This window comes from Phaeobacter gallaeciensis (assembly GCF_001678945.1).
Taxonomy (GTDB): domain Bacteria; phylum Pseudomonadota; class Alphaproteobacteria; order Rhodobacterales; family Rhodobacteraceae; genus Phycobacter; species Phycobacter gallaeciensis_A.
The window spans coordinates 348,405-361,302 of sequence record NZ_CP015124.1 but is presented as its reverse complement, the minus strand read 5'-3'; the positions used below and the strand labels follow the sequence as shown (position 1 = coordinate 361,302).

The following is a 12,898-nucleotide window of genomic DNA, read 5'->3' as shown; positions in this document are numbered from 1 at the left end:
GGCGGGGTGAGGCGGGGCTGAATCGGGCCTTGGAGGAGATTACTTTTTCGTGATATTTTTCAGTGTGATAACGCACAGTTGATGTGTCGCGAGGAGCTCTGCTTTTCTATCAAGGCAGGAATGCGCTGAGCGCATGCGATGTGTGATCTTCCTCACATAAACAGACGCGATATCGGCCTAAAGGTGCCGGGCACTGGGCGCGATTGGCAACATTCCGCGCAGTTCATGCCGTGGGTTTCCAGCCGTCAGTCCATCCGGAATTTCAAGGATGCTGCGGCGAAGACGCCCTTGGTAATCAACGTATGAGGTGCAGCCGCCGGGGATGGGGCTGCCGTGCCGCGTCGAAACGTCAGGAGACATCTTTATGACCACCACACTCACAACCAGAGCCATTGCTGCCACTGTGGCTGCGATGCTTGCCGCTCCTGCATTTGCAGGCCCGACTTATGAAAACAGCACCGGCGGGTCGTTCACCTGGTACGGCCAGTTCGACCCGGCGTTCCAGTACTACGACGATGGCGCTGAAACCTACAGCCGCCTCGTGGACAACTCCGGTTCCAACTCCCGCATCGGTTTCCGCCTGAAGCAGGCCTATGGCGAGAACACGCTGACCTTCGCCTTCGAAACCGCATTTGGTCTGCGCTCTTCCTACAGCGTCAACCAGACGTCCAAGGGTGACAACGTCAGCTGGTCCCGCACCAACCTGCGCCACGTGGACTTCCAATTCGACACCGCGCGTTACGGCCGTTTCTCGGCTGGTCAGGGCTCAATGGCGTCTGACGGCATTGCGTTCGCCGATGCTTCCGGCACCGGTCTGGCTGCTGGCACAGCGGTTGCCGACCCGGCTGGCGGTTATGCGTTCCGCACCGCAGGTGGTGCTCTGAGCTCTGTGTCCGTCGGCGACGCCTTCAAGGACTACGACGGCAGCCGTCTTGGCCGTGTGCGCTATGACTCCGTGAACTTCAACGGTTTCACCTTCTCGGCGTCCTACGGTACCGACATCCTGAAAACCAACAACGACCGCGAAACCTATGACGTCGCTGTGCGCTACAGCAACGACGAGCTGGGTGATTTCGGGTTTGACGCAGCTCTGGGCGCAGCCTGGACCGAGGAAACCGGCAAGGCAGACATCCGTGACGTCGCGGGCTCCTTCGGCGTCGAGCACAAGCCGACCGGCCTGTCGCTGACCGTTGCTGCAGGCGAGCGTGACATTGCTGGCAGCTACGCCTACGCCAAACTGGGCTACAGCGCGAACCTGATTTCGGCTGGTTCGACCTCCGTCTCCGTCGACTATTACGATGGTTCGGACATGGTTACTTCGGGCGATTCTGCTGAATCCTGGGGCATCGCAGCCGTTCAGAAAGTCGACAAGTACAACGTCGAAGCTTATCTGGCCTACCGCGATTACTCCTATGCGGACACTTCCGCGACCAACTACCAGGACAGCAACGTGATCCTGGCGGGTGCGCGCTGGAAATTCTAAGTCCCGGGTATCCGGACTGCCAAAAGACGAGAACACGCCCTGCGGGGCGTGTTTTTCATTTCGGGGTCGGTTTCACACAACGAAACCCTCATAAACCTGCCCAATGTCGCACCGAAGCGGGCAATGCCTCTTGCACCGAAGGCCCCAGACACATAGAAGGCCTCAAATTGTCTGGGGGCGGAGCCTGCGCGCGCGCCCCGAATCTCTATGAGGTATAGGATGCAGGTCACCGAGACGCTGAACGAAGGTCTGAAACGCGGCTACGCCATCACTGTCACAGCCGCCGAGCTGGACGAGAAGGTCAACGAGAAGCTGGCAGAAGCGCAGCCCGAAGTGGAGCTGAAAGGCTTCCGCAAGGGCAAGGTGCCGATGGCCCTGCTGCGCAAGCAGTTTGGTCAGCGTATGCTGGGCGAAGTGATGCAGGAAGCCGTCGATGGCGCCATGAACAAGCACTTCGAAGACAGCGGTGATCGTCCGGCGATGCAGCCCGAGGTCAAGATGACCAACGAAGACTGGAAAGAAGGCGACGACGTCAACGTCGAGATGTCCTACGAGGCACTGCCTGAGATTCCCGAAGTCGACCTCTCCGTCATCTCGGTTGAGAAAATGGTTGTCAAAGCCGAAGACGAAGCCGTCGAGGAAGCGCTGCAGAACCTGGCCGACACCGCCAAGGATTTCGAAGCCCGCGAAGAGGGCGCTGCGTCGGAAGATGGCGATCAGGTCGTGATCGATTTCGTCGGCAAGGTTGACGGCGAAGCCTTCGAAGGCGGTTCCGCCGAAGATTACCCGCTGGCGCTTGGCTCCAACTCCTTCATCCCCGGCTTCGAAGAGCAGCTGGTCGGCGTGAAGGCCGGTGAGGAAAAAGACGTTACCGTCACCTTCCCCGAAGACTACCAGGCCGATCACCTGGCGGGTAAGGAAGCCGTGTTCTCCTGCACCATCAAAGAGGTCAAGGCGCCGAAGGCCGCCGAAATCGACGATGAGCTGGCGAAGAAATTCGGTGCCGAAGATCTGGAAGGCCTGAAGGCTCAGATCCGTGAGCGTCTGGAAGCGGAATACGCAGGTGCAGCCCGCGCCGTGATGAAGCGCGCCACCCTGGACAAGCTGGACGAGTTGGTCTCCTTTGACCTGCCGCCGTCGCTGGTCGAGGCCGAAGCACAGCAGATCGCGCACCAGCTGTGGCACGAGGACAACCCGGACGTCCACGACCACAACCACGGTGAGATCGAAGCGACCGAAGAGCACACCAAACTGGCCGAACGCCGCGTGCGCCTTGGCCTGCTGCTGGCCGAGCTGGGCCAGAAGGCAGAGGTTGAAGTAACCGACGCGGAAATGACCCAGGCGATCATGGCGCAGGCGCGTCAGTACCCGGGTCAGGAGCGCCAGTTCTTTGAATTCATTCAGCAGAACGCTCAGATGCAGCAGCAGCTGCGTGCGCCGATCTTCGAAGACAAGGTCATCGACCACGTGTTTGATCAGGCGACCGTGACCGAGAAAGAAGTCTCGAAAGACGATCTGCAGAAAGCTGTTGAAGAGCTGGACGAGGAGTAATCCTCTCCTTCCAGTGGTTATTGAAAGGGCCGCCCGTCAGGGGCGGCCCTTTTTCATTCTGGTACAGGGAATGCGGGCCACATGGACACCGCAAGCCGGTTCAGGTCCTCAGGCCGGTTTCCTTCAGCATGCCGCGGCGCTTGGCTTCGTAGTAGTAGCCACGTGAGTAATGTTTGACTGCGGTATCCTCGCTACCATCGGCAAGCAGCCAGGCGCCGCGCAGGTATTTCACCGAGAATTCAAGGTTGGTGTCGGCGTCCAACAGGTCCTGTGGCTTGCCTTTGAAGCCCATCGAACGCGCGGTGGCGGGCAGAATCTGCAACAGGCCGTAGTAGGGCCGGTTGACGGCTGTTGGGCGATGGGTGCTTTCCCGTACCGCCAGCCGGTGCACCAGAGAGCGCGGCACCTCGTAATGGTCGGACCAGTAATTGATCTTCTTGCGCAGGTCCGGGGTTTCATTGGGAAACAGTGGCGGCTCGTTGCGGCTGACGGCCTGAGGGGCAGCGCCGCAGCCCGCGGCAAGCAGCGGCAAGGCCAGCAGAGAGAAGACATGACGTCGGTGCATCGGGGAACTCCGGGCAACAGGAACAGAATGGATCCGTGAAGTGCGCTCCGTCTAGGGAGGCAATAGGCAAGAGCGGACCCGTCACGGCAGACTAGTCATGCTTGGGAATGGCCACAATCGGGCGGAAGCGCAGCGCTGTTTCATCGGCAAATCTTCACCGATCTATGAGGGGGGCAAGGCTGCTGAAAACGGTGTGAGTGCCCGTTTCAGGCGCGCAAAAGTCCCGTTATGGAGCCATTGGCACGTACAGTCGGCAGCTTTGGCGGGCCTCCGCCGATATCCGGAAAAGTGCGAACAATTCTAATTTATAAGGCTTTGTTAATTTTCGCTGGAAACGCCAAAATACCCATGCGCATTGAGGCAAAAATAATACCTCAGGAAGGGTGCCCTGCTTTCGCCTGTAGCGGTGCCCGTAAACGAGCAGTAAAAAGGGGCCGCGGCCGTTTCCCACTTTCCGCGGTCCCAATAAGCTGAGCGGTCCATAATAACAGCGCAAATGAGTTTCGCATCATTGGCTGAAGCACCGGCTGAAACAAAGCCAAACCCGCCAGAGCAGACGCCGCCCGAGAACTGAAAGGGCGTGCAAGGCCCCCGCGCAGCGCAGCAGGCGTGCTTGCCGGGGGCGGGACCCAGCTGGTTCCCGCCGACCTCATGAGCCCATGTGGCGGAAATCCGCGATCAGCCGGTCACCGGATGGCCGCGGTTCTGCATGCAGCGGATCACGTAGTCACGCTGGGCCTGTTTGACCTGGATGTCGCCTACGGCGGCACCAGCCATGGCGCCGGCAATCGCGCCAACAAGCGCCTTGTCGCTGTTTTCGGTCGCCCCCACCAAGGCACCGCCTGCACCTCCAAGTGCGGCGCTTGTTCCGATGTGGCCTTGTCCGATCTGACGGGCCGAGGCCTGACATTGTGCCAGATCCGTTTGATAGTTCGGGCCCGGAGTTCCGGCCAGCGACAAGGGCGCGTCAACCGATGGCGTGTCGCATCCGGAAAGGGTCGCGGCGCATAGCCCTGCAATCGCGATGGTTTTCAGCATCATCGGGTTTCTCCTTTGTCCAAATGCATCTCTTGCCCATTTACTGTAGGCAGGAAGGTCCATCATGGCCAGTGTGCTGTCTGGCAAAGGAAAAGGCCGCGCCCATATGGGGCGCGGCCTTCGTGTTCTCTCGCTGTGATCCGCTGGGATCAGGCGTTGGTCTCTTCGTCGCCGGTCGCGGCCGGAGCGGCTTCGCCTTCGTCCTCATCGTCGGAGGCAGCGGAACCGATGTCGTCGAACAGCTCGGAGATTTCGAATTCAGCAGCGGCTTCCTCTTCGGCGGCCAGCTCCTGGATCGATTTACCCGAGGCTTGCAGTTCGGCTTCTTCCGGCGAACGGGCCACGTTCAGCTTGATGGTGACCATGACTTCCGGGTGCAGGTGCACTTCGGCCACGTGCAGACCAAGGGTCTTGATCGGCTCGCGGATGATGACCTGCTTGCGGTCGACCGAGAAGCCTTCCTCGGTGGCAACGTCGGCTGCGTCACGCGGGGTGACCGAGCCGTAGAGGTTGCCGCCATCGGAAGCGGAGCGAATCACGATGAACTGCTGTCCGTCGAACTTTTCGCCCAGGGCTTCGGCTTCTTTCTTGGTCTCCAGGTTACGCGCTTCCAGCTGCGCTTTCTGGGCTTCGAAAGAGGCGATGTTGGCTTCGGAAGCAACTTTGGCCTTGCTCTGCGGCAGCAGGTAGTTACGGGCGTAACCGGGTTTGACGTCTACGACGTCGCCCATCTGACCCAGCTTGGCCACACGTTCAAGAAGGATAACTTGCATGTCAGGTCTCCTTACTTCACGGCGTAGGGCAGCAGGGCGAGGAAGCGGGCGCGCTTGATGGCGCGGGCCAGTTCACGCTGCTTCTTCGCCGAAACGGCGGTGATACGGGAGGGAACGATTTTGCCGCGCTCAGAGATGTAGCGCTGCAGAAGACGGGTGTCTTTGTAATCGATCTTCGGCGCATTGTCGCCCGAGAAGGGGCACACTTTGCGGCGGCGGAAAAACGGTTTGGCTGCCATGGTTTAGCGTCCTTTTCTCAAGCGTTGATCAGCGGCGTTCACGGCGACCTTCACGGTCGTCACGCTTCTGCATCTGGACCGAGGGGCCTTCGTCGTGTTCGTCGACCTTGATGGTCAGAACACGCATGACGTCGTCATGCAGGCGCATCAGGCGTTCCATTTCCTGGATCGCCGCAGACGGTGCGTCGGTCTTCAGGAAGGCATAGTGGCCTTTACGGTTCTTGTTGATCTTGTAGGCCATCGTCTTGACGCCCCAGTACTCCTGGTCGACCAGCTTACCGCCGTTGTCGGACAGAACAGCACCGAAGTGTTCGATGAGGCCTTCAGCTTGCGAGTTGGACAGGTCCTGACGCGCAATCATTACATGCTCATAGAGGGGCATGCGAACTCCTGTTTGTGTCTAGGCGCATTTCATAGACGGGGCGATGTAGCCTTCCGCGGCCCTGTCACGAGAGTCTGCGCGGATCGAATGTCGTGCGGAAGGAAGCCCCGATATACAGGCTTTGCCGATAAGAGCAAGGGTTAAACGCAGCGCTACGCCTGCAATCACTCGGGGCCCGGCCTAAGGTGATGCTTAAGGCCACTGTGGCGTCCGGGAAACCCCCTTGGTTTGGTCAAAATACTGCCGCATTCATCGGCTTCAACGTGGTTAATCAAGCATTAACGAGCGTCGGTTTGCCCGGCCAGCTACAGTGAGGACCCCATGCGCCTAGCCCAGATCCCGCACCCCTTCATTCCCGGATCCTTTGCCACAGCCCCTGGCGCCATGAGGGGCGGGTCGCTTGTGCTGGGGTTCAAAGCGAATTGGCCGATGCGGAGGATGCTGCTGCAGATGCTGGGCGTGGCTTTATTGCTCTGCGCGGCAGGGCTGTGGATGATGAACGCGGAAATGATGCACCCGGGGGACAAAGTGATCCGGGTGGGCGTTTGCGTGGTCTTTTTCTTTCTGGGGATGGTTCTGCTGACCATACGGCCCCTGCGGCCCGGCACAGAAGTGTGTTTCGATCCGGTGCGGCGGGAATTGCGGGTCCTGAGAACCAATAGCCAAGGCGCGGTCCGGACTATTCTGCGCCGCCGCTACGACAGCCTTGGGGCAGCACGGCTGACCTCGGCCACGGTTCAGTTGTTCGAGGCGGATGGCAGCCTGTTGTTCGAGGTGCCGCTGAGTACTGTGCAGTCCCGCAGCCTGTTGCGCGATCAGCTCAGCGGATCTGTGCCGCTGCTGACCTGAAAACCGCTTGAAAAATGGGCGCAGGATTTTCGCGGTTGCTCGGTAAGGTCTTGCAATCAAACAGACAACTTTCCGAGGCACGGGTAACTGTTCGGTTAGGAACAGACAATGTGGAAAATTGCCAGTTTCATTTCGTCGCCCGGTGGCACAGGTGTTGGGCATACAAAATTCGTTCCAACGGAGTCCTCTGACTATGAAAAACCTTCTGCTTGCCGCCGCCCTGACCGGCGCCGCCGCCACCGCCGCTGTCGCCGCGCCTGAAAAATACGTGCTGGATTCCAGCCACAGCCAAGTGGTGTTCAACTACAACCACCTCGGCTTCTCGACCACTTGGGGCATGTTCTCGGGCTTCGAAGGCGAGATCATGTTCGACAAGGAAGATCCGGCAGCCTCCAGCGTTTCCGTGTCGATGCCGGTGATGTCGATGCTGACCGGCTGGGAAGCCCGTTTTGATCACTTCATGTCCAACGACTTCTTTGCGGCAACCGAAGACGAGATGGTGACCTTCACCTCCACCGGGATCGAAGTGACCGGCGAGAACACTGCAAACATCACTGGCGACCTGACGCTGAACGGTGTGACCAAATCCGTGGTTCTGGATGCCAAACTGAACCAGTCGGGTGATCACCCGATGGCGGGCAAGCCTTGGGCTGGTTTCAACGCCACCACCTCGCTGCTGCGCAGCGACTACGGTCTGGAAAAATTCGCTCCTTACGTCAGCGATGAAGTTCAGGTTCAGATCTCCATCGAAGCGATGAAAGCTGAATAAGCTACTGACACGATCGTAAGATCCGCCGCCGGTTCCAGTATGGGACCGGCGGCTTTTTTATGTCCGCAGGTGTGATGAGCTCTAGGGGGCTCAATAGGCTATAGCGATGGCCGGAGGAGACGCGGGCAGGGAGGCATCTCAGCGAGAGCCTTAGGATCCCTGCTGCGTCCCCGATTATGGCGTGGAGGACATCAGGTACGGGTTTTCATTCCCTTGGCCTCATTGCACCGTGGAGGCTGTACCTGTCGCGGCCGCCCCCATGCGGAGGCTCTGCCGTCCTTTTGTACCCGCATACGGTTGTCGATGGCCCAAACAAAAACGCGGGCCACCGGAGTGGCCCGCGCAAGGAAACGCTTGGGGCTGCGGAATATCGCGTTAGTTGCGGGTTGCCTCCAGCTCCACTGAAATCTCCACCGCAAAGGCAAGCGTGCCTTCGTCCTGGGTGCCCTGACCGATATTGAAATCCAGCCGGTTGACGGTTGTGCCTCCGCGCATGCTGGCTTTGTCACCGTCCAGGGTCAGCTCGAACGGCAGGGTGATCGGCACGCTCTGGTCGCGGATGGTGAGTGGACCAACCGCCTGGTAGCCGTCCGCGGTTTTTTCGATCTGACCTTCGAAGGTGGCGGTTGGGTAGGTCGCCTGATCGAAGTAATCCGGACCCATTGCCTGATCGGTGACCGATCCAAGGGTCAGGGAGCCAATCGAAATTGTCACCGAGACATCGCCTGCCGGTCCCGGCGCAACGGGTTCTTCGAAGTTGATGTCGGCGTTCCAGTCGGCGAACTGACCGGTGACGCTGCTGCCCATCTGCACAACCGAGATCGCAAGGGTGCCGCTGTCGACGCGCCAGCCGGTGGTGTCTGTCGTCTCGGTTTCCGTGGTTGCGGTTGGCTGCGGTGCAGAGGCCTCGGTCTGCGTCGCTGTGGCGGTGTGGTCATGATCGTGGTCGTGTTTGAGACCAAGGAACGCGCCGGTACCAAGGACCACCGCAAACACGACAAGGGCGGCAACGGCGGGCAGGGCGCTGTGGTTTTGCGCCGGGGGCACGGGCATATCACTGGATCCGGGCAGCATCCGGCGCAGGGTCGAATCCTTGTCGATCACATGATGCTTCAGCGCACCCGCCACGTGCAGGGCCAGCGCGGCCAGCAGGGTCCAGACCAGAATACCATGTGCCGCGCCAAATAGGCTGGCAACGCTTTCGGATTTGGCGACAAAGGGCAGGGATTGTCCAAAGGGCCAGAGGATCGGTGCGAAGCCCGTTGTCGCGGCGTGGTGGATCCAGCCGGTCAGCGGCACCGCCACCAGAGAGATATAGAGCATCCAGTGCACGATTTCAGCCGCCAGTGCTTCGGGCTTGTTGTCCGGGTGCAGCAGCCCCGGCTTCTCCTGCGTCACCGCCCAGAGAATCCGGGCCAGGGCCACAAAGAAGACGGCAACGCCGACCGTCTTGTGCAGGGAAAACAACAGCGTGGCGCGGGAAATGGTTTCCTGCGCGCCGTCAAAGCCGGGGCTTTGGATGGTGTGTGCCAGCTCGTTGGCAAAATAGCCAAGCGGGAAGGCGGCAAGGATCAGCAAGGCTGTCAGCCAGTGAAACGTCTTGGCGACACTGCCATAGCTGGAGAATGAATTGCGGCGGGACACGGGGACAAACCCTCCTTGGGTACGGGATACGACGACAGCCTACCGTGCGGGGGCGCGCATGCAATGCGGGCAGCTGTCAACCGGTGCACATGGGAGGTGCGCTGACGCGGCATCGAGCGCAGATCCCTTGTACGCAGGGTCAGCTGCGTCTAAACCGGCTGAAATGGCAAAAAATGATGGGGTCTTTGATGACTGTCGCATTCGTGTTTCCCGGGCAGGGTGCCCAGACAATCGGTATGGGCAAGGAGTTGGCCGAGGCCTATCCCGCCGCAAAAGTGGTGTTTGACGAGGTCGACGCGGCGCTGGGGGAATCCCTTAGCAACCTGATCTGGGAGGGCGATATCGAGACCCTGACCCTGACTCGCAATGCCCAGCCGGCGCTAATGGCGACCTCCATGGCCGCGATGCGCGCACTTGAGGCCGAAGGTGTCACCATCAACAAGGCCGCTTTTGTCGCCGGGCATTCGCTGGGGGAATATTCCGCGCTGGCTGCCGCTGGGGCGATCTCGGTTGCCGATACCGCGCGTCTGCTGCGCACCCGCGGCGCTGCCATGCAGGACGCCGTGCCGGTGGGCGAGGGCGCCATGGCCGCGATCCTGGGGCTGGATCTTGACGCAGTGCGGGCCGTTGCCGAAGAGGCCGCTCAGGGTGAGGTTTGCCAGGCTGCCAATGATAACGACCCGACGCAGGTTGTGGTCTCTGGATCCAAGGCCGCTGTTGAGCGCGCCGCCGTGATTGCCAAGGAAAAGGGCGCCAAGCGCGCCGTGATGCTGCCGGTCAGTGCCCCGTTCCACTGCGCGCTGATGCAGCCTGCCGCCGATGTGATGGCCGAGGCCTTGGCTGGTGTTGAGATCAAAGCCCCTGCCGTGCCGCTGATCGCCAATGTGCGCGCTGATGAGGTGACCGATCCCGATACCATCCGCCAGCTGCTGGTCGAGCAGGTCACCGGTTCGGTGCGCTGGCGCGAAAGCGTGCAGGCGATGGCCGCCAAAGGTGTGACCGAGTTCTGGGAAATCGGCGCGGGCAAGGCCCTGTCCGGTATGATCCGCAAGATCGATCGCAGCCTGACTTGCCGTCAGTTCGGCACCGCCGAGGGCGTCAAAGCAGCGGTTGAAGGCTGACGCGCGGCCTGAGCGATATGTCTGCCGGTTGCCCGGCGGGACGTGGTCGCCCGGGTGGGCGCAAACGCGCCCGCCATGGGGCGGGCGGACGCGTCCCGACGCTTGCGCGCCGGGAGAAGACCATAAATAGCGTCTCTGCATGAGGCCGTTCAAAGACTTGAGGAAAAGAACATGTTTGATCTGACTGGCAAGACTGCCCTCATCACCGGCGCATCCGGCGGTATTGGCGGCGATATCGCCCGCGCGCTGCATGCTGCTGGCGCCACTGTTGCCCTTTCCGGCACCCGCGAAGAGCCGTTGAAGGCCCTAGCCGAGGAATTGGGCGAGCGCGCCTTTGTGCTGCCTTGCAATCTTAGCGACGCGGACGCCGTCGAAGCGCTGCCGAAACAGGCGGCCGAGGCAATGGGCTCCGTTGATATCCTCGTGAACAACGCAGGCATCACCAAAGACAACCTGTTCATGCGCATGAAGGATGAGGAATGGCAGAGCGTTCTGGACGTGAACCTCACGTCCACCATGCGCCTGTGCCGGGGCGTGCTGCGCGGCATGATGAAGGCGCGCTGGGGCCGGATCATCAATATTTCCTCAGTGGTCGGTGCAACCGGCAACCCGGGGCAGGCCAACTACGCAGCCTCCAAGGCCGGTATGGTCGGCATGTCCAAATCCCTCGCCTATGAAGTGGCCAACCGGGGCATCACCGTCAATGCGGTTGCCCCCGGTTTCATTGCCACGGCGATGACCGACAAGCTGAACGACAACCAAAAGGATGCGATCCTGACCCAGATCCCAGCAGGCCGCATGGGAGATTCGAAAGAGATCGCTGCCGCGGTTCTGTATCTTGCCAGCGCCGAGGCCGCATATGTGACCGGCAGCACTCTGCACGTGAATGGCGGTATGGCGATGCTGTGATTAGCAATAGCCTTGCCGCGCCGGATTGCGGCGTTGCAGAATGATGAAAAAGGGGCCCTCTCGGGCTCCTTTTTTGCGTCTGTCAGAGGTGATCTCCTTCACAAGCATCTGTTAACAAAAACTTTATGGTGAAATCCGCGGCGCGGGGCTTGTGGGCGTTCCCCACAACCTCCATTTGCCAGTGCAGCACGCGTTTTAACCCGTTCTCTGGATCACCCGGAACGGCGCGAAAACGTTTGCCTCTGGGCGCGTCTGTGCTATAGGCGGCCCATATTTCCGCTGACGAAGGGGTTTGACCCCTGTCTCGGTCAGCCCCCGCCCGGCGGGGGCACAACCGCCCGGATCGGGCAAAACCACGCCAGCCCGAGCGGGTAAGGGCAAAACCGGGCAGATTGCCCTGAAGAAAAAACGAGGAATGGATATGAGCGACGTCGCAGACCGCGTGAAAAAGATCGTTGTAGAGCACCTGGGTGTTGAAGAAGCCAAAGTGACCGAGAATGCCTCGTTCATCGACGACCTGGGCGCAGACAGCCTGGACACGGTCGAGCTGGTTATGGCCTTTGAAGAAGAGTTCGGAATCGAAATTCCGGACGATGCAGCCGAAACCATCCAGACCTTCGGCGACGCAGTGAAATTCATCACTGAAGCTTCCTAAGATACGTCATTCACATATCTGTGAATGCCAAGGCGGCGCTTTCCTACCGGGAAGCGCCGTTTTGCGTCATGGAGGGTGGACGGTTTTGTGGCGAGGTGATCATGGACGTTCCCAGTCTGTGGTATGCTGGGGACGATATCCTGATCCAACCCGCTAGGAGGACCTATGCCATGATGATCTACCCCACGATGGAGCTGATGAACGGCGGTTGCGTAACGCTGGACAAGGGGCGCCTGGAGGAACCGGTTCTTTGGCATGTGGATCCGGTCAAGACGGCCAAGGATTTTGCGGCCGCCGGAGCGGAATGGATGCATCTGACCGACTTCAATGCGGTGCAGGGCGATGATTCCAATGCTGCGCTGGTCGAGGAAATCATCCGCAGCGTCGGCATTCCGGTGCAACTGGGGGGTGGCCTGCGCAGCCGCGAGCAGGTCGAGCACTGGATCGACCTTGGTGCCGGGCGGGTCACCGTCAGCACCCTGGCCGCGCGGGATCCGGCGCTGGTCAGCGAATTGGCCAAGCAACACCCCGATCAGATCGTGCTCGCGGTGGATGTCTGGCAGGGGCAGGTGATGACCGAAGGCTGGCGTCAATCCGGTGCGTTCTCTCCCGAAGCCTATATCGCCGCCTTTGAAAACGCGCCTTTCGCGGCAATCCTGGTCACCGATATCGACAGCGACATGTCCGAGGTCGAGGCGCAGCTGGGTCTGATTTCCGGCCTAGCAGCCGAGGCGAAAGCGCCGGTCATCGCCAGCGGCGTGGTGCGCAACGTGGATGACATTTCGCGGTTGAAATACATCCCCAATATTGCCGGTGCCTTGGTCGGGCGGGCGCTGTTCCGCAAGACGCTGACGCTTGAGGAAGCGCTGGAAACCGCCCGTCCGCAACCCGAACCCGTCGCGGAATTTCGCTAAAGCACC

At 60.4% G+C, this 12,898-nt stretch carries 14 protein-coding genes; 8 read left to right on the top strand and 6 right to left on the bottom strand.

Translation table 11 applies throughout. The annotated features are described in order from the left end of the window. Nucleotides 1-364 precede the first annotated feature (364 nt). The gene (locus JL2886_RS01665) at nucleotides 365-1,483 is read left to right on the top strand and encodes a porin (protein ID WP_065273476.1); all 1,119 of its coding nucleotides are present in this window, start codon (nucleotides 365-367) and stop codon (nucleotides 1,481-1,483) included. Between the two features lie 219 nt (nucleotides 1,484-1,702). Further along, nucleotides 1,703-3,034 (top strand): trigger factor, encoded by a 1,332-nt coding sequence (tig, locus tag JL2886_RS01660; protein WP_065270427.1) that lies wholly within the window; start codon nucleotides 1,703-1,705, stop codon nucleotides 3,032-3,034. A 100-nt stretch (nucleotides 3,035-3,134) separates the two neighbouring features. Here tig and JL2886_RS01655 read toward each other — a convergent pair whose 3' ends face one another. From JL2886_RS01655 to rpsF, 5 genes are all read right to left on the bottom strand, one after another. Then, nucleotides 3,135-3,599 carry a lytic transglycosylase domain-containing protein gene (locus JL2886_RS01655; protein ID WP_065270426.1) on the bottom strand — a complete coding sequence of 155 codons (465 nt, stop codon included), beginning with the start codon at nucleotides 3,597-3,599 and terminating at the stop codon, nucleotides 3,135-3,137. 678 nt (nucleotides 3,600-4,277) lie between these two features. Continuing rightward, nucleotides 4,278-4,640 (bottom strand): hypothetical protein, encoded by a 363-nt coding sequence (locus JL2886_RS01650; protein WP_065270425.1) that lies wholly within the window; start codon nucleotides 4,638-4,640, stop codon nucleotides 4,278-4,280. A 146-nt stretch (nucleotides 4,641-4,786) separates the two neighbouring features. Next, nucleotides 4,787-5,410 (bottom strand): 50S ribosomal protein L9, encoded by a 624-nt coding sequence (rplI, locus tag JL2886_RS01645; RefSeq protein ID WP_065270424.1) that lies wholly within the window; start codon nucleotides 5,408-5,410, stop codon nucleotides 4,787-4,789. A gap of 11 nt (nucleotides 5,411-5,421) precedes the next feature. Continuing rightward, nucleotides 5,422-5,649 carry a 30S ribosomal protein S18 gene (gene rpsR / locus JL2886_RS01640; RefSeq protein ID WP_005982441.1) on the bottom strand — a complete coding sequence of 76 codons (228 nt, stop codon included), beginning with the start codon at nucleotides 5,647-5,649 and terminating at the stop codon, nucleotides 5,422-5,424. 28 nt (nucleotides 5,650-5,677) lie between these two features. Further along, nucleotides 5,678-6,031 carry a 30S ribosomal protein S6 gene (rpsF, locus tag JL2886_RS01635; protein ID WP_065270423.1) on the bottom strand — a complete coding sequence of 118 codons (354 nt, stop codon included), beginning with the start codon at nucleotides 6,029-6,031 and terminating at the stop codon, nucleotides 5,678-5,680. Nucleotides 6,032-6,352: 321 nt separating this feature from the next. Between rpsF and JL2886_RS01630 the strand changes: the two genes are divergently transcribed. Both JL2886_RS01630 and JL2886_RS01625 read left to right on the top strand, forming a co-directional pair. After that, nucleotides 6,353-6,880: a hypothetical protein gene (locus JL2886_RS01630; RefSeq protein WP_237028405.1), complete on the top strand. Its 528-nt coding sequence runs from the start codon at nucleotides 6,353-6,355 to the stop codon at nucleotides 6,878-6,880. 193 nt (nucleotides 6,881-7,073) lie between these two features. After that, nucleotides 7,074-7,649 (top strand): YceI family protein, encoded by a 576-nt coding sequence (locus tag JL2886_RS01625; RefSeq protein WP_065270422.1) that lies wholly within the window; start codon nucleotides 7,074-7,076, stop codon nucleotides 7,647-7,649. A 375-nt stretch (nucleotides 7,650-8,024) separates the two neighbouring features. Here JL2886_RS01625 and JL2886_RS01620 read toward each other — a convergent pair whose 3' ends face one another. Further along, entirely contained in the window at nucleotides 8,025-9,293 is a 1,269-nt protein-coding gene (locus tag JL2886_RS01620; protein ID WP_065270421.1) for a cytochrome b/b6 domain-containing protein, read from the bottom strand. A 188-nt stretch (nucleotides 9,294-9,481) separates the two neighbouring features. On the opposite strand from JL2886_RS01620, the gene fabD reads away from it, so the two are divergent. From fabD to JL2886_RS01600, 4 genes are all read left to right on the top strand, one after another. Beyond that, nucleotides 9,482-10,414, top strand: coding sequence for an ACP S-malonyltransferase (gene fabD, locus JL2886_RS01615; protein WP_065270420.1), 933 nt, complete (start codon nucleotides 9,482-9,484; stop codon nucleotides 10,412-10,414). A gap of 171 nt (nucleotides 10,415-10,585) precedes the next feature. Continuing rightward, nucleotides 10,586-11,323 (top strand): 3-oxoacyl-ACP reductase FabG, encoded by a 738-nt coding sequence (fabG, locus tag JL2886_RS01610; RefSeq protein WP_065270419.1) that lies wholly within the window; start codon nucleotides 10,586-10,588, stop codon nucleotides 11,321-11,323. A gap of 421 nt (nucleotides 11,324-11,744) precedes the next feature. After that, a complete protein-coding gene (locus tag JL2886_RS01605) occupies nucleotides 11,745-11,978 on the top strand; it encodes an acyl carrier protein (protein WP_065273474.1) in 234 nt (77 codons plus the stop codon). A gap of 170 nt (nucleotides 11,979-12,148) precedes the next feature. Next, a complete protein-coding gene (locus JL2886_RS01600) occupies nucleotides 12,149-12,892 on the top strand; it encodes a HisA/HisF-related TIM barrel protein (RefSeq protein WP_065273473.1) in 744 nt (247 codons plus the stop codon). The last annotated feature ends 6 nt before the right edge of the window (nucleotides 12,893-12,898 follow it).

Excerpts from the sequence above, each read along its gene's own strand:
- JL2886_RS01665 (WP_065273476.1), top strand. The coding sequence starts at position 365 with ATGACCACCACACTCACAACCAGAGCCATTGCTGCCACTGTGGCTGCG.
- tig (WP_065270427.1), top strand. The coding sequence starts at position 1,703 with ATGCAGGTCACCGAGACGCTGAACGAAGGTCTGAAACGCGGCTACGCC.
- JL2886_RS01655 (WP_065270426.1), bottom strand. The coding sequence starts at position 3,599 with ATGCACCGACGTCATGTCTTCTCTCTGCTGGCCTTGCCGCTGCTTGCC.
- JL2886_RS01650 (WP_065270425.1), bottom strand. The coding sequence starts at position 4,640 with ATGATGCTGAAAACCATCGCGATTGCAGGGCTATGCGCCGCGACCCTT.
- rplI (WP_065270424.1), bottom strand. The coding sequence starts at position 5,410 with ATGCAAGTTATCCTTCTTGAACGTGTGGCCAAGCTGGGTCAGATGGGC.
- rpsR (WP_005982441.1), bottom strand. The coding sequence starts at position 5,649 with ATGGCAGCCAAACCGTTTTTCCGCCGCCGCAAAGTGTGCCCCTTCTCG.
- rpsF (WP_065270423.1), bottom strand. The coding sequence starts at position 6,031 with ATGCCCCTCTATGAGCATGTAATGATTGCGCGTCAGGACCTGTCCAAC.
- JL2886_RS01630 (WP_237028405.1), top strand. The coding sequence starts at position 6,353 with ATGCGCCTAGCCCAGATCCCGCACCCCTTCATTCCCGGATCCTTTGCC.
- JL2886_RS01625 (WP_065270422.1), top strand. The coding sequence starts at position 7,074 with ATGAAAAACCTTCTGCTTGCCGCCGCCCTGACCGGCGCCGCCGCCACC.
- fabD (WP_065270420.1), top strand. The coding sequence starts at position 9,482 with ATGACTGTCGCATTCGTGTTTCCCGGGCAGGGTGCCCAGACAATCGGT.
- fabG (WP_065270419.1), top strand. The coding sequence starts at position 10,586 with ATGTTTGATCTGACTGGCAAGACTGCCCTCATCACCGGCGCATCCGGC.
- JL2886_RS01605 (WP_065273474.1), top strand. The coding sequence starts at position 11,745 with ATGAGCGACGTCGCAGACCGCGTGAAAAAGATCGTTGTAGAGCACCTG.
- JL2886_RS01600 (WP_065273473.1), top strand. The coding sequence starts at position 12,149 with ATGATGATCTACCCCACGATGGAGCTGATGAACGGCGGTTGCGTAACG.